General features: G+C 67.8%; 8 protein-coding genes and 1 pseudogene. 5 read left to right on the top strand and 4 right to left on the bottom strand.

Going from position 1 to position 15,469, the window contains the following annotated elements:
- The first annotated feature begins 157 nt into the window (after nucleotides 1–157).
- On the top strand, nucleotides 158–1,288 hold the full coding sequence (locus ACJH7A_RS17750) for an alpha/beta hydrolase family protein (protein WP_346415344.1): 1,131 nt from the start codon (nucleotides 158–160) through the stop codon (nucleotides 1,286–1,288).
- A 51-nt stretch (nucleotides 1,289–1,339) separates the two neighbouring features.
- Nucleotides 1,340–2,389: a zinc-dependent alcohol dehydrogenase family protein gene (locus ACJH7A_RS17745; RefSeq protein ID WP_406802447.1), complete on the top strand. Its 1,050-nt coding sequence runs from the start codon at nucleotides 1,340–1,342 to the stop codon at nucleotides 2,387–2,389.
- Here the strand turns inward: ACJH7A_RS17745 and ACJH7A_RS17740 are convergent, their stop codons facing one another.
- Nucleotides 2,390–3,124 (bottom strand): SDR family oxidoreductase, encoded by a 735-nt coding sequence (locus ACJH7A_RS17740; RefSeq protein ID WP_061010105.1) that lies wholly within the window; start codon nucleotides 3,122–3,124, stop codon nucleotides 2,390–2,392.
- 287 nt (nucleotides 3,125–3,411) lie between these two features.
- On the opposite strand from ACJH7A_RS17740, the gene ACJH7A_RS17735 reads away from it, so the two are divergent.
- The 3 genes from ACJH7A_RS17735 (at nucleotide 3,412) to car (ACJH7A_RS17725) (ending at nucleotide 11,646) form a co-directional block, all read left to right on the top strand.
- Nucleotides 3,412–4,335 (top strand): DMT family transporter, encoded by a 924-nt coding sequence (locus tag ACJH7A_RS17735; protein ID WP_406802446.1) that lies wholly within the window; start codon nucleotides 3,412–3,414, stop codon nucleotides 4,333–4,335.
- 98 nt (nucleotides 4,336–4,433) lie between these two features.
- Nucleotides 4,434–7,949: a carboxylic acid reductase gene (gene car, locus ACJH7A_RS17730; protein ID WP_406802445.1), complete on the top strand. Its 3,516-nt coding sequence runs from the start codon at nucleotides 4,434–4,436 to the stop codon at nucleotides 7,947–7,949.
- A 178-nt stretch (nucleotides 7,950–8,127) separates the two neighbouring features.
- Nucleotides 8,128–11,646, top strand: coding sequence for a carboxylic acid reductase (car, locus tag ACJH7A_RS17725; protein WP_406802444.1), 3,519 nt, complete (start codon nucleotides 8,128–8,130; stop codon nucleotides 11,644–11,646).
- Between the two features lie 56 nt (nucleotides 11,647–11,702).
- Here the strand turns inward: car (ACJH7A_RS17725) and ACJH7A_RS17720 are convergent, their stop codons facing one another.
- The 3 genes and pseudogenes from ACJH7A_RS17720 to ACJH7A_RS17710 form a co-directional block, all read right to left on the bottom strand.
- On the bottom strand, nucleotides 11,703–12,572 hold the full coding sequence (locus ACJH7A_RS17720; RefSeq protein WP_406802443.1) for a DUF559 domain-containing protein: 870 nt from the start codon (nucleotides 12,570–12,572) through the stop codon (nucleotides 11,703–11,705).
- Nucleotides 12,573–12,670: 98 nt separating this feature from the next.
- Entirely contained in the window at nucleotides 12,671–14,485 is a 1,815-nt protein-coding gene (locus ACJH7A_RS17715; protein ID WP_406802442.1) for a hypothetical protein, read from the bottom strand.
- Between the two features lie 120 nt (nucleotides 14,486–14,605).
- Nucleotides 14,606–15,403: pseudogene (locus ACJH7A_RS17710) on the bottom strand (elongation factor G-like protein EF-G2); the annotation flags it as partial.
- Between the last annotated feature and the right edge of the window lie 66 nt (nucleotides 15,404–15,469).

Here is a 15,469-nt window from a genome sequence, read left to right as displayed (position 1 = left end):
CGCCTTGGTAACGAGGCGATCACGCCGCGCGTTGGTCGAACGGCCCGGCGCGGCGCGGCGTTAGTTTTCACTCGTGTTGGCGACTCTTGGCAAGAATTACGGCGCGAAACTGCGGCGGCTCGCGGTGGCGGCTGTCGCTGCCCTGACGGTTCCGGCAATGGCGATGCCCGCGGTGGCCCCGCAGGCGCATGCGGCCGCGAAAGCGGTTGAGGTGCTGAACATTCCGTCACCCGCGATGGGACGCGACATCAAGGTCCAGTTCCAGGGCGGCGGACCGCACGCGGTGTATCTGCTCGACGGCCTGCGCGCCCAGGACGACGCGAGCGGCTGGGACATCAACACCGCCGCGTTCGAGTGGTACTACCAGTCCGGCGTCTCGATGGTGATGCCGGTCGGCGGGCAGTCCAGCTTCTACAGCGACTGGTACCAGCCGGCCACCAACAACAATGGCGTCATCACCTACAAGTGGGAGACGTTCCTGACCCAGGAGCTGCCGGCCTGGCTGGCCGCCAACCGGGGCGTGCAGCCGACCGGCAACGCCGTCGTCGGCCTGTCGATGTCGGGCGGCTCGGCGCTGACGCTCGCGATCTGGCACCCGGCACAGTTCATCTTCGCGGGCTCGCTCTCGGGCTTCCTCAACCCGTCCCAGGGTCTGTGGCCCACGCTGATCGGCTTCGCCATGAAGGACGCCGGCGGTTTCAACCCGACCCAGATGTGGGGTATCGCCAGCGACCCGGCCTGGAAGCGCAACGACCCGACCGTCAACGTCCGGCAGCTGGTGGCCAACAACACCGCCGTCTGGGTGTACTGCGGCAACGGCACGCCGTCCGACCTCGACACCCCGGGCGACCTGGGCATCCTCTACAGCGCCCAGTTCCTGGAGAACCTGACCATCAGCTCCAACCGGGACTTCCAGAAGGTGTACCAGCAGGCCGGTGGCCGCAACGCGGTCTTCAACTTCCCGAAGGACGGCACCCACAGCTGGGGTTACTGGGGCCAGCAGCTGCAGGCCATGAAGCCGGACCTGCTGCGCGTGCTGGGCGTGGGCGCTCCGGTGCCGCCGCCGGCCCCGGCGCCCGCTCCAGCTCCGGTGCCCGCGCCGGCCGTCGCTCCGGTCGCACTGCCGGCCCCCGCTCCCGTCGCGGCCGCGGTACCCGCAGCGGTTCCGGTGGCCGTGCCCGCGGCGGTTCCGGCAGCGGTGCCCGCCGCGGCACCAGCCGCGGTTCCGGCGCCGGTGGCACCCGCTCCGGCCGCCACCGGCGGACTGGTACTCGCGCCGACGGGCTGATTCGGCAAGACTCAGGGGTCGGATTCGACACCTGAAAGGGGCGGGACAGCCGTGCAGACCACGATCATCCACGGGCCGGGCGATATTCGATTCGAGGAGCGCCCCGATCCGACGATTCAGTCACCGGGCGATGCGGTGGTCCGCGTGGTGCGGACCTGCGTGTGCGGTTCGGACCTCTGGCCGTACCGCGGGGTGCGTCCGACGCCTGCGCCGCATCCGATCGGCCACGAGTTCATCGGGGTCGTGGAAGCTGTCGGCGCCGAGGTCAGGGATGTGCGCGTCGGGGACTTCGTCATCTCGCCGTTCACCGACAGTGACGGCACCTGCGTGCACTGTCGCAACGGCATCACCACCTCGTGCGTCAACTTCGGGGTGTGGGGCGGCACCGCCAAGACCGGCGAGGCGCTCGACGGGGCGCAGGGCCAGTACGTGCGGGTGCCCTTCGCCGACGGCACCCTGGTCAAGGTGCCGGAATCGCCTGACGCAGAACTGCTCCCGCACCTGCTGACCCTGGCCGACGTCATGTCCACCGGCCACCACGCCGCCCGGTCGGGGAACGTGCACGCCGGTGCCACCGTGGTCGTCGTGGGTGACGGCGCCGTCGGGCTGTGTGCGGTGCTGGCCTCGAAACGCCTTGGTGCGGAACGGATCATCGCGATGTCGCGACACGAGGACCGGCAGAATCAGGCCCGGGCCTTCGGAGCCACGGACATCGTCGCCGAACGCGGTGACGAGGGGATCGCGGCCATCGAGGAGCTCCTCGGCGGTGTCGGCGCCGACTCCGTGCTGGAGTGCGTCGGCACCAAGGATTCGATGCGCCAGGCGCTGGGGGCCGTCCGTCCCGGTGGCTCTCTGGGGTTCGTCGGGGTACCGGCCGGCGCCCCGGAATTGCCGGTGCGGCAGCTGTTCAACACCAACATCCACGTCGCGGGCGGCATGGCCACCGTCCGTCCCTACCTGGACGAGCTGCTGCCGGACGTGCTGTCCGGCGCCATCGAGCCGGGCCGGGTCTTCGACCTGTCCCTGCCGCTGGCTCAGGTCGCAGACGCGTACACGGCGATGGATCAGCGCACAGCCATCAAAGTGATTCTCGAGCCCTGATCACGCCGGCCGGACCAGATGGTCCTCGCCGCCGACGTACACGGTGTCCCGCAGGTCTCGCCCGGTCGCGGCGATGGTGATGGCCGACGCGAACTGCTCGATGGTCGGCAGTGGGCCCTGGCTGCGGCGCGCCCCGACCGCTTGCGGGTCGCGACGCTCGTACAGCCTGGCGATGATGGTGCCCTCGATCATGTCGCCCGAGACGATCGTGAATCCGATTCGGCACCGGTCGAATTCGGGCCGAAGCGCCCGCAGCGCGTCTTCGCCGGCGCGCTTGCTGGCGGCGATGGGGGCGTAGGCGTCGGGCACCGGCAGGTGCGGATAGCAGTGCGCCTCGTGGCTGGTGACGAACACGATCTGCGCGCCGGCGGGCATCAGCGGCAGCGCCAGGTCGACGAGCCGCAGCTGGGCATCGCGGTTCAGCCGCATCGCGTAGTCGGCTGCGGCGCCGAACTCGAGACCGCCGGACGCGTTGAGCACCAGCATGTCCAGGCGCCCGAACCGGCTGTCGATCCGGTCGATCATGGCCTTGGTCGCGGCGGCGTCGGACACGTCGGCGCCGAGCGCGGAGGCCTGGCCGCCGGCGGCCCGGATGCCGTCGACGACGGCGTTGGCGCGCTTGGCCTTCTCGCGGTAGTTCACCAGGACGTGGGTGTTCGGTCCGGCGAGCTGCTGGGCCACGGCGGCTCCGATGCCGCGGGAAGCGCCGGTGACGAGAGCGATCCTGGTGTGCATGGCACCGACCGTACCTCAAGTCTAAGAAAAATAAGAGATATTTAAGGTTTCAATAAATCGGACCGGCGCGTCGCGGGTGCGCTGGTTCCGAGCGTGGGGGCTGACGAGGCGACTTGCCGCGGTCGGCCACGCCGAGGCGCACGCTCGGCGGCGCGGATCGTTGCTCGGTGGAGGTGAACGCTCGGTTCGCGAGTGGGACAGATAGTCCCGCTCGACTACCCTTTGGGCGTGATGTTTCCGGTGAGCCCCGTGGCGCGGTACGCGGCCACGCTGATCGGACGCCTCCGTTGATTCAACACGGACTCGTGGTGCTGTTCGCCCTCTGCGCGGCCGTCTGCGCCGCTGTCGGCATCGTGGTGCGCCAGCGCGCGACCATCGATGTGCCGCCCGAGCACGGCGTCAGCGTCGTCATGCTGTCGACGCTGCTGAGCCGGCGGTTGTGGTGGGCCGGCACCGGCGCGGCCGTCGCCGGCTATGTCTTCCAGGCGCTGGCATTGGCACACGGATCTCTGTTGGTGGTGCAGCCACTGCTGGTGTCGGCATTGCTGTTCGCGCTGCCGCTGAGCGCACGCCAGGCACACCGCCGGGTGACGCGCGGGGAGTGGATGTGGGCCGGCCTGCTGACCATCGGGCTGGCGGGATTCGTCGTGCTCGCGCGGCCTGAACGCGACGAACACCTGGCCTCACCTGGGGTTATCGTGCTGGTCGCCGCGGTGTGTGCCGCGGTGATCATCGGTTGCGTGCTGTTGGCGCTGCGGTGCAGCGGCTGGGCCCGCGCGGTCCTGCTGGCCGTCGGAGTCGGCGTGCTGTTCGGTGTCGTCGCGGTCGTCACCAAGATCTTCATGGCGATCCTGCAGCACCGGGGCTGGCTCGGGTTGCTGACGACGCCGGCGCCGTACCTGCTCATCATCTTGGGAGCGGTCGCGACCGTACTGCAGCAGTCGGCCTTCCACGCCGGCGCGCTGCAGACGTCGGTGCCGACCATGCTGGTGCTGGAACCGGTGGTGGCTGTCGTACTCGGCGCCCTGGTGCTCGGTGAGGGCTTCGACACGACCGGTGCCGAGGCCGTCGCGCTCGTGGTGTCCATCGGTGCCATGGCGGCCGCGACCATCGCGCTCGGCCGTGACGAAGGTGCGTACGAAACGCAGGCGGGCGCGAAGGTGGCGGCGCCGATCGCACCGCCGCAGGTGCAATCGACCTCCGAGCGCTGAACAATAGGTGTGGTTTCTCCCACAGCCATTACGGGCATATCGTTAGTTTTGCTAACGTTGTAATTGGCGACGCTGGTGAACCAATTGATGAGGTTGTTATGTCGAACGAAGAAACCGTATTTACCGACGAGCTGACGCAGCGCATCGCTGACCTCTGCGCTGCCGACCCCCAACTTGCCGCCGCGCGCCCCCTCGCCGGGGTCGCCGCCGCACTCGAAGAGCCCGGCATCCGGCTCCCTGAAATCATCCACACGGTCATGGCCGCTTACGCCGACCGGCCTGCGCTCGGACAGCGCGCCGTCGAGTACGTCACCGAGAACGGCCGCACTGTCGCGCGGCTGCTGCCACGCTACGACACCATCACCTACGGCGAGGTCTGGCAGCAGATACAGGCCGTCGACAACGCCCTGCTCAGCGGGCCCGACGCCGTCGCCCCCGGCGACCGCGTCGCCATGCTCGGCTTCACGAGCGCCGAGTTCACGATCGTCGACACCGCCCTGGCCCGCGCCGGCGTCGTCGCCGTTCCGCTGCAGACCAGCGCACCCGTCGAGCAGCTGCGCCCCATTCTTGACGAGACCGAACCCCGCGCGCTGTTCGCCGATGTGAAGTTCCTCGACGATGCCGTCGAACTGGTTCTGGGCGCCGGCGCCGCACTGACGCGGGTGGTCGTGTTCGACCACCACGCCGCGGTCGACGACGAGCGCGAGGCCATCGAACGGGCGGTCGCGCGTCTGGCCGAGCGTGGCGTCGTGGTCGAGACTCTTGCGGATCTGGTCGCGCGCGGTGGCGCGCTGCCGGCCGTCGAGCCCGCTGTGTCCGCGGACGTGGATCCCCTGCTGGTGCTGATCTACACCTCCGGCAGCACCGGTACCCCCAAGGACGCCATGTACCCCGAGCGCCTCGTCACCAACGCGTGGCGGACGGGCCTGACGCACCAGCAGCCCGCGCTGCCGTCGATCGTCCTGAGCTTCCTGCCGATGAGCCACATGATGGGCCGCGGCACCGTCTACCGCACGCTGGCCCACGGCGGCACCGTGTACTTCGCCGCCAAGAGCGACCTGTCCACCCTGCTGGAGGACATCGCGCTGGTGCGGCCGACGCAGATGACGTTCGTGCCCCGGGTCTGGGAGATGATCCACCAGGAGGTGCAGAGCGAGGTCGACCGCCGCGCCCTCGACGGCGTCGCCGAACAGCAGGTGCTCGATGAGCGCAGTGTCAGCCTGATCGGCGGGCGGCAGCTGGTCGCCATGACGGGGTCGGCGCCGATCTCGCCCGAACTCAAGGCCTGGGTACAGAAGTTCCTCGGGCTGGAGCTGATGGAGGCGTACGGCTCTACCGAGGCCGGCGGCGTCATGGTCAGCGGCCACGTGAGCCGTCCGCCGGTGCTCGACTACAAGCTGGTCGACGTGCCCGAACTCGGCTACCTCTCCACCGACCGTCCGCATCCGCGCGGCGAATTGCTCTTGAAGTCAACGGATTTGATCCCCGGCTACTACAAGCGGCCCGACGTCACCGCTGACGTTTTCGACGCCGACGGCTTCTACCGGACCGGTGACATCGTCGCCGAGCTCGGTCCTGATCACCTGCAGTACCTCGATCGCCGCAACAACGTGCTGAAGCTGGCACAGGGCGAGTTCGTGACGGTGTCCAAGCTGGAGGCTGCGTTCGGCACCAGCCCGCTGATCCGCCAGATCTACGTGTACGGCAACAGCTCTCGTTCGTACCTGCTGGCCGTGATCGTGCCTACCGCAGAAGCTTTGAGCGGCGTTTCTGACGCCGAGGCGCTGCGGCCCGAACTGGCCGACGCACTGCAGACGGTGGCCCGTGAGGCCGGGCTGCAGTCGTACGAGGTGCCGCGCGATTTCATCATCGAGACCGAACCGTTCTCGCTGGAGAACGGGCTGCTCACCGGCGTCCGCAAGCTGGCCTGGCCCACGCTGAAGGCCCGGTACGGCGCCGAGCTGGAGCAGCTGTACGCCGAGCTGGCCGAAGGGCAGGCCGCTGAACTGCGGGCGCTGCGTTCACTGCGCGCGTCCGATGCGCCGGTGCTCGAGACCGTGCTGCGCGCTGTCAGTGCCACCCTCGGGGCGTCCGCCTCCGAGGTTGCCGGCGACGCCCACTTCACCGACCTGGGCGGAGATTCGTTGTCCGCGTTGACCTTCGGCAACCTGCTGGAGGAGATCTTCGAGGTCGAGGTGCCCGTCGGCGTGATCGTCAGCCCGGCCACCGACCTCGCGGGCGTAGCGGCCTACATCGAAGGAGAGCGCGCGGGCAGCAAGCGGCCGACGTTCTCCACGGTGCACGGCAAGAACGCCACCGAGGCGCGCGCCGCGGACCTGACGCTGGACAAGTTCATCGACGCCGAGACCTTGGCCGCCGCCCCGTCGCTGCCCGGCCCCGCGTCGGAGGTGCGGACCGTATTGCTCACGGGCGCAACCGGATTCCTGGGCCGCTACCTGGCGCTGGAGTGGCTGGAGCGCATGGACCTGGTCGACGGTAAGGTCATCGCCCTGGTGCGCGGCAAGTCCGACGCCGACGCCCGGGCCCGGCTCGACGCGACGTTCGACTCCGGCGATCCGAAGCTGCTGGCGCACTACCGGTCGCTGTCCGACCACCTGGAGGTCATCGCGGGCGACAAGGGTGAAGCCAATCTCGGCCTCTCTCAAGAGGTTTGGCAGCGGCTGGCCGACACTGTCGACTTCATTGTGGACCCGGCCGCCCTGGTCAACCACGTGCTGCCCTACAGCGAGCTGTTCGGCCCCAACGCCCTCGGCACCGCCGAGCTGATCCGGATCGCCCTGACCACACGCATCAAGCCGTTCGCCTACGTCTCGACCATCGCGGTGGGCGGCAGCGTCGCACCCGGCGAGTTCGTCGAGGCGGCTGACGTACGCGTGATGAGCGCCGTGCGGCCGGTGGACGACAGCTACGCCAATGGCTACGGCAACAGCAAGTGGGCCGGCGAGGTCCTGTTGCGTGAGGCGAATGACCTTTGCGGACTGCCGGTTTCGGTGTTCCGCTGCGACATGATCCTGGCCGACACCACCTACGCGGGTCAGCTCAACCTGCCGGACATGTTCACCCGCATGATGTTCTCGCTGGTGGCCACCGGCATCGCGCCGAAGTCGTTCTACGAGCTGGATGCCTCGGGTCAGCGCCGGCGGGCGCACTACGACGGGCTGCCGGTCGAGTTCGTCTCCGAATCCATCTCGACGCTGGCCGTGCAGGTCGCGGCCGGTGAAACCGACTCGACCTTCGAGACGTACCACGTGATGAACCCGCACGACGACGGCATCGGCATGGACGAGTTCGTCGACTGGCTGATCGAGGCGGGTTATCCTGTTGCGCGCGTTGACGATTACGCCGACTGGCTGGCCCGGTTCGAGACGGCTCTGCGCGGCCTGCCGGACCGCCAGCGCCAGGCGTCACTGCTGCCGCTGCTGCACAACTACCAGCAGCCGAGCTACCCGGTGGCGGGCTCGATCGCCCCGGTCGATCGGTTCCGTGCTGCGGTGCAGAACGCGAAAATCGGTGCGGACAAGGACATCCCGCATATCGGGGCCCCGGTGATCGTCAAGTACATCACCGATCTGCAGCTGCTCGGCCTGCTCTGAGCCGACCACTGTGATTTGTGCACGATTTTCCGCGGTGACCGCGGAAAATCGTGCACAAATCACAGGGAACTGGCAGGAAATCGCCGGAACAACGGCGGCCGCGCCAGCGTCATTCAATTAGTGGGGATGCAACGGGGCCTACCCCATTCGAGATTTCGATTTTTCGTGAGGTTTTTTCATGTCGATTGACCATGCCGAGAGCACTGCCGACGGGCTCGCCCGCCGGATCGCCGAATTGTCCGCCAATGATCCGCAGTTCGCCGCGGCCGTGCCATTGCAGTCGGTCGCCGAGTCGGTCGAAAAGCCCGGCATGCGACTGCCCGAGATCGTGAAGACCGTCATCGAGGGCTACGCCGACCGGACCGCCCTCGGGCAGCGCGCCGTCGAGTTCGTCACCGAGAACGGCCGCACCGTGGCCCGGCTGCTGCCGAAGTACGACACCATCACCTACGCCGAACTGTGGGACCGCATCCGCGCCGTCGCCGCCGCCCTGCACGCTGACGGTGTGAAGGCCGGCGACCGCGTCGCCATCCTCGGTTTCACCAGCACCGACTACACCGTCATCGACACCGCGCTCGGGCAGATCGGCGCCGTCTCGGTGCCGCTGCAGACCAGTTCCGCGGCGTCGTCGCTGCTGCCGATCGTCGCCGAGACCGAACCGGTGCTGATCGCCGTCAGCGTGGACTACGTCGCCGACGCAGTCGAACTCGCGGTCGGTGGCCCCGCGCCCGCCCGGTTCCTGGTGTTCGACCACCACCCGGAGGTCGACGACGAGCGTGAGGCCATCGACCAGGCGCGCGACGCCCTGTCCGGCCTGAACGTCACGGTCGAGACCTTCGGCGACGTGCTGAGCCGCGGCCGCGAACTGCCGGACGCCCCGACCCCGGTCTCCGAAGAGGCCGACCCACTCGCCCTGCTGATCTACACGTCCGGCTCGACCGGTGCGCCCAAGGGTGCGATGTACCCCGAGAGCAACATGACGAGCTTCTGGCGGCGCGCCAGCACGGCATGGTTCGGACCCAGTGAGTCGTCGATCAACCTGGCGTTCATGCCGATGAGCCACGTCATGGGCCGCGGCATCCTGTACTCCAGCCTGGCCAACGGCGGCATCGTCTACTTCGCCGCCAAGAGCGACTTGTCCACTCTGCTCGAGGATTTCGCGTTGGCGCGGCCCACCGAGCTGAACCTGGTGCCCCGCGTCTGGGAGATGCTGTACCTCGAATTCCAGAGCCGCGTCGACAAGCTGGTGCCCGCCGGTGCCGGTGAGGCCGAGCGCGACGACATCGAGCAGCAAGTGATGGCCGACATGCGGCAGAACCTGATCGGTGGCCGCTACATCAAGGCGATGACCGGCTCGGCGCCCATCACCGACGAGCTCAAGGCGTGGGTCGAGAAGTTCCTCGGTATCCACCTGCTGGAGGGCTACGGCTCCACCGAGGCCGGCATGGTCTTCTTCGACGGCGTCATCCAGCGTCCGCCGACCCTGGACTACAAGCTGGTCGACGTGCCAGACCTGGGCTACTACCTGACCGACCAGCCCTACCCGCGCGGTGAGCTGCTGGTGAAGACCCAGTACCTGTTCCCGGGTTACTACAAGCGGCCCGAGGTCACCGCGAGCGTCTTCGACGAGGACGGTTTCTACCGCACCGGCGACGTCGTCGCCGAGATCGGTCCCGACCAGATCCAGTACGTCGACCGCCGCAACAACGTGCTGAAGCTGGCGCAGGGCGAGTTCGTCACGCTGGCCAAGCTGGAGGCGGCGTTCAGCAACAACAGCCCGCTGGTCCGGCAGATCTACGTCTACGGCAACAGCGCGCAGCCGTACCTGCTGGCCGTCGTGGTTCCGACCGAAGATGCCTTGGCCCGTTGGGATTCCGCCGAGCTGAAGCAGCGGATCAGTGACTCGCTGCAGGAGGTCGCCAAGGCCGCCGAGTTGCAGTCCTACGAGATCCCCCGCGACTTCATCATCGAGACGGAACCTTTCTCGCTGGAGAACGGGCTGCTGACCGGCATCCGCAAGCTGGCCTGGCCGAAGCTCAAGGCGCACTACGGCCCGGCGCTGGAAGATCTGTACGTGAGTCTTGCTGCCGGACAAGCTGATGAACTCCGCGAACTGCGGCAGCACGGCGCGGAGGGCCCGGCCCTGCCGACCGTCATCCGTGCGGCGAGCGCGCTGCTCGGTGCGTCGGGCGAGGTGTCGGCCGACGCCCACTTCACCGATTTGGGTGGAGACTCGTTGTCGGCGTTGACCTTCGGCAACCTGCTCGAGGAGATCTTCGGTGTCGAGGTGCAGGTCGGCATCATCGTCAGCCCCGCCAACGATCTGGCAGCGCTGGCCGCCTACATCGAGAACGAACGCAGCGGTGGCGCCAAGCGTCCCAGCTTCAGCTCGGTGCACGGCAAGAACGCCGTCGAGGTGCGGGCTGCGGACCTGACGCTGGACAAGTTCATCGACGCCGCGACGTTGGCCGCCGCGCCGTCGCTGCCGGGACCGGCCTCCGAGGTTCGCACCGTATTGCTGACGGGCGCAACCGGATTCCTGGGTCGCTATCTGGCGCTGGAATGGCTGGAGCGCATGGACCTAGTCGACGGCAAGGTGATCGCGCTGGTGCGCGCCAAGTCCGACGACGAGGCTCGGGCGCGGCTGGATGCCACCTTCGACTCCGGTGATCCGAAGCTGCTGGCGCACTACCAGGCCCTGGCCGCCGATCACCTCGAGGTCATCGCCGGCGACAAGGGCGACGAGAATCTGGGTCTGTCGCAGGAGGTTTGGCAGCGACTGGCCGACGAAGTCGACGTCATCGTCGACCCCGCCGCGCTGGTGAACCACGTGCTGCCGTACAGCGAGCTCTTCGGACCCAACGCGCTCGGCACCGCCGAGCTGATCCGCATCGCGCTGACCACCCGACAGAAGCCGTACATCTACGTCTCGACCATCGGCGTCGGTGACCAGCTGGCGCCGGGCACATTCACCGAAGAGGCCGACGTGCGCGTGATGAGCCCGGTGCGTGCCGTGCACGACGGTTACGCCAACGGCTATGGCAACAGCAAGTGGGCCGGTGAGGTGCTGCTGCGCGAGGCGAATGACCTTTGCGGACTGCCGGTTTCGGTGTTCCGCTGCGACATGATCCTCGCGGACACGTCGTACGCCGGGCAGCTCAACCTGCCGGACATGTTCACCCGCATGATGTTCTCGCTCGTGGCGACCGGCATCGCGCCGTACTCGTTCTACGAGCGGGACGCCGAGGGCAAGCGGCAGGCCGCGCACTACGACGGGCTGCCCGTCGAATTCATCGCCGAGGCCATCGACACGCTCGGCGTGCGGCCCGCGGGCGAGTTCGTCACCTATCACGTGATGAACCCGCACTCGGACGGCCTGGGCATGGACGAGTTCGTCGACTGGCTGATCGACGCCGGGTATTCCATTGCCCGCGTTGATGATTACGCCGAATGGCTGGCCCGCTTCGAGACCACCCTGCGGGCGCTGCCGGACCGGCAGCGCCAGGCGTCACTGCTGCCGCTGCTGCACAACTACCAGAAGCCGGAACACCCGCACAACGGCTCCATCGCACCGGTGGTCGTGTTCCGCGAGGCCGTGCAGGAGGCCAAACTGGGCCCGGACAAGGACATTCCGCACGTCACCGCGCCGGTGATCGTCAAGTACATCACCGACCTGCAGCTGCTCGGCCTGCTCTGACCCAGGGATTTGTGCACGATTTTCCGCGGTTGCCGCGGAAAATCGTGCACAAATTTTCAGGCGGCGTGCCTGGACAGCAGGGCATTCCGGATTTCGGCGAGCACCCGGTCGGGATATTCGGTCAGGTCGAGCCACGTGAACCGCAAAATCTGATAACCGAGCAGCGAGATGGCGTTCTGCCGCTTTCGGTCGTTCTCGAAGTCGTCAGCACTGCTGTGATAGGCCCAGCCGTCGACTTCGATGGCGAGTCTTGCTGCCGGAAACACGATGTCGACTTTGTATCCGGCGACCGGGCAGTTGGCCTTCCACCCGGTGATCTTGTTACGGCGCAAAAGTTTTACGAGTAGGCGTTCAGCCTGCGACCGGGCCCCGTCTTCGGCGGCCAGCAACAGTATCCGAGCCGCAGGCGATCCGTGTCGTCCCTTGTTGCGCAGGTGCACCTCCCAGAGTTTCTTCAGCTCGACGTGACGCTGCAACGCGGTGTCCATGAGTCTGGCGCCACCGCCGCGCCGCGTCGCGGCTTCGATGACGGTCAGTGGAAGCGCGGTGACTCGCAGTCCGTCGCGTTCGACGATGTCCTGTGGCTGCAAGTCACGGCGGCGGACCCGGATGCCGTCGCGCTTGCGGTGATTGCTGACCTTCGGCACGGTGACTTCCACCGTCTCCGGCGCGTAGTGAGTGATCCCCAGCCACCACGCGGCGGCCAGTCCGCTGGCGGTGGCCGCTGGGCCGTAGGACCACACTGCACTGCGGACGCGGGCCGCATCGCTGAATGCGCGATCGTCGACGAAGAACACTCCGGGGGCGCAGCGCAGCCAGTGGCCGGAGCGGACTCGGCGGCTGATGGCGTCATCGCTGATCCCTGCGGTCAGGGCTTGGGCGCGGGTGATTACGCCGTCGTGGCGGCGAAGGTAGTCGTCGAGCACACAGATTCGGACGTTTGCGGCGGCCCCGCGGTTCCATCAACGGGGATTTGTGCACGATTTTCCGCGCCAGCCGCGGAAAATCGTGCACAAATCCCTGGTTACGGGGCGATCAGGACACCGGCGTCGGAGGCGGCCTGCTGCAGTTCGTAGATGTCGAGGTCGGCCCAGTCGTTGATCGGCCCGGTGTAGGAGCCCAGCCACGGCACCACGCCGGGATCCGGTGCGACGCCGAGGTTGTAGGCCTGCATGCCGGGCAGGTGGTGCTCGAAGAAGTTACCGAGGATGTCGACGGCGAAGATGATGTTGTTGATCGGGTTCGGGCCCCACAGCGCGGACGCGTTGAACAGCGGGTTCACCGCATCCGGGTCGCCGATCATCACGATGTTGCCGTAGTGCGGCTTGCTGCCGCCGGTGGGGTCGTAGGCCGGCATGAACGGCTGCAGCCCCGGCAGGTCGGTGGCGAAGTACGCCGCGGTGTCGCCGTAGGTCTCGATGTTCACGAAGTTCGAGTTGATGCCGTTGCCCGGGACCGAGGTGTTCAGGCCGGGGCCTTCGAAGCCGATGCCGCCGCGACCGGTCTTCTGCGCGACGAACTGCGCCTCCCAACCACCCAGTGAGTGACCGGTGACGAAGATGTCGTCGGTGGTGTAACCCTGCTCGAGGGCCGCTGCTTCGACCTTCCGCTCGAACGCCAACGAATCCCAGAACGCCTGCGGCGTCGTGTGGGTGAAGATGATCTGCATGTCCGTGAAGATCTGCGACAGCGCGATCAGCGGGTGGAACAACAGGTTTGTGCCGCCCGTCGTGCCCTGGTAGGCGACGATGATCTGGCCCTCGGGCGTCACCCACGCCTTGCCGACGGCGCCGGACAACGGATTGAACGTCTGCATCTGAAAACCGTTGACGGTGAACGGCTTCAGATCGCCCGGCTGGGCGCCGAGCACATAGGCGTTGGCCGAGGCGTTCAGGAACTGCTCCACCGTCGGGGTGTCGCCACTGGTTGGCCCGGTGTAGGTCAGCTCCGGGACGACGGGCGCCGCGGTGGGCGTCTTGCTCAGCCCGAGCATGTCCTCGATGCGGCGGAACCCCGCGAACAGCGCCTCGGAAATCGGCGACCAGTTGAACGGGCTCTTGGGGCCGCTCTGCGAGACCGTCAGATCGAGCACCTGCAGAACGGTGTTGATGAGGCGACCGGGCAGCTGGATGATCTTCGCGATCGGGTTCAGCGGCTGCGGTGGCGTCGGCGTCGGCGTCGTCAGGGTGCCGACGGTGTTGTTGGTCGCGGACAGGGCGGCGAGCCGGGTGGTCGGCGCGGGCGTCTTGACCGGCGCGGGGGCGATGCTGTCGGTTGCCGCGGCCGGGGCGGTGGCAGCTGTGGCGGCGCGGGAGCCGGCCGTCGCGTCCTTGGCGGGGACGCTCGCGGTGGCGGGCTGGAGCTTAGGTGCCTTTTTGCCGTCGCCAGCAGGCTTGACCGAATCGGAGCCCTTCTTCGCCGGTTTGACGGCCGGCTTGGGGTCGGGCTTGGCGGCCGGCTTCGGGTCGGACTTGGGCTCCGGTTTGGCTTCCGGTTCCACGTCTGACTTGGGGTCGGTGACCGACGTATCGGGCGCCGTGTCCGGCTTGGTGCCGGAGGCGTCCGACGTGCCGGCCTTGTCCACGCCGGTCTCGGCCTTGCCGGCTTTCTTGCCGGGCTTCTTCTTGTCCTTCTTGTCGGTGCTCGCCGGCTTGGGCTTGGCGGGGCCCGGCTTCTGCGGCCCGGACTGGCCCACCGACGCGCCGGGTGAATCGGTCGTGCCGGTCTCGGCCCAGGCGACGTTCTGACTGGTCGCCGCCGCGATACCCATGGCGGCGGCAAGCACTGCCAGGCGGTACCGGCCGGATTTACGCAGACTGAGCCCCGACTGTGTCCCCACCGGTGTCCCCTTTGACATCCCTGGTGCCCGCCCGCGCGCGCACGAATCTGACGACACTATGACATCGGGTGATGTCAGTCACGATCAGGTTTGCCAAAGTCGTGGATCACTGTGGCGGGATCAGCGCACCCGCGCCGCCACCGCCTCGGGCATCGGTTCGTACCGGGCGAAGGTGCGGGTGAAGGACCCGGCGCCGTGGGACAACGACCGCAGTTCGATCGGGTAGCGGGTCAGCTCGATCTCCGGAATCTCGGCGTCGATGCCGGTGCAGGAATCGCCGGCGGTGTCGGTGCCCAGTACGCGACCACGCCGACCGGACAGGTCGCTCATCACGGCACCGACCATTTCGTCGGGCACCACGATGTGCACGCTGTCGATGGGTTCGAGCAGATTGACCGACGCGGCGGCGGCCGCCTCCCGCAGCGCCAGCCCGCCCGCGAGCTGGAAGGCGTAGTCCGAGGAGTCCACGCTGTGCGCCTTGCCGTCCAGCAGTGTCACGCGGATGTCGACCATCGGATACCCGCAGATGCCCCGATCCATCTGGGCGCGAACGCCTTTCTCCACGCTCGGGATGAACTGGCGCGGCACCGCCCCGCCGACGACCTTGTCGACGAACTCGAATCCGGCCCCTTCCGGAAGCGGCTCGACGGTGATGTCACACACCGCGAACTGCCCGTGCCCGCCCGACTGCTTGACGTGCCGACCGTGGCCTTTCGCGTTGCCGCCGAACGTCTCTCGCAGCGGCACGCGCAGTTCCGTGGTGTCGACGGCGACCCCGAACCGCCGCGACAGCGCGTCCAGGACCACCGCGGAATGGGCTTCGCCCATGCACCACAACACGATCTGGTGGGTCTGCGGGTTCTGCTCGATGCGCAGCGTCGGATCCTCGGCGGACAGCCGGGCCAGCCCCACCGACATTTAGATTGGGTGAGTGCTCGCGGACGGCCGAACCCACCGACTGGGACCTCGCGGATTCCTGAAATT

Source organism: Mycobacterium sp. SMC-17, from assembly GCF_045310915.1.
In the GTDB taxonomy this organism is placed as follows: domain Bacteria; phylum Actinomycetota; class Actinomycetes; order Mycobacteriales; family Mycobacteriaceae; genus Mycobacterium.
The sequence above is the reverse complement of the archived record's forward strand: the minus strand, read 5'-3'. Positions and strand labels throughout refer to the sequence as shown.

Bases quoted from the DNA above. Each gene is read 5' to 3' on its own strand.
- car (WP_406802445.1), top strand. From the start codon at position 4,434: ATGTCGAACGAAGAAACCGTATTTACCGACGAGCTGACGCAGCGCATC.
- car (WP_406802444.1), top strand. From the start codon at position 8,128: ATGTCGATTGACCATGCCGAGAGCACTGCCGACGGGCTCGCCCGCCGG.
- ACJH7A_RS17750 (WP_346415344.1), top strand. From the start codon at position 158: ATGGCGATGCCCGCGGTGGCCCCGCAGGCGCATGCGGCCGCGAAAGCG.
- ACJH7A_RS17740 (WP_061010105.1), bottom strand. From the start codon at position 3,124: ATGCACACCAGGATCGCTCTCGTCACCGGCGCTTCCCGCGGCATCGGA.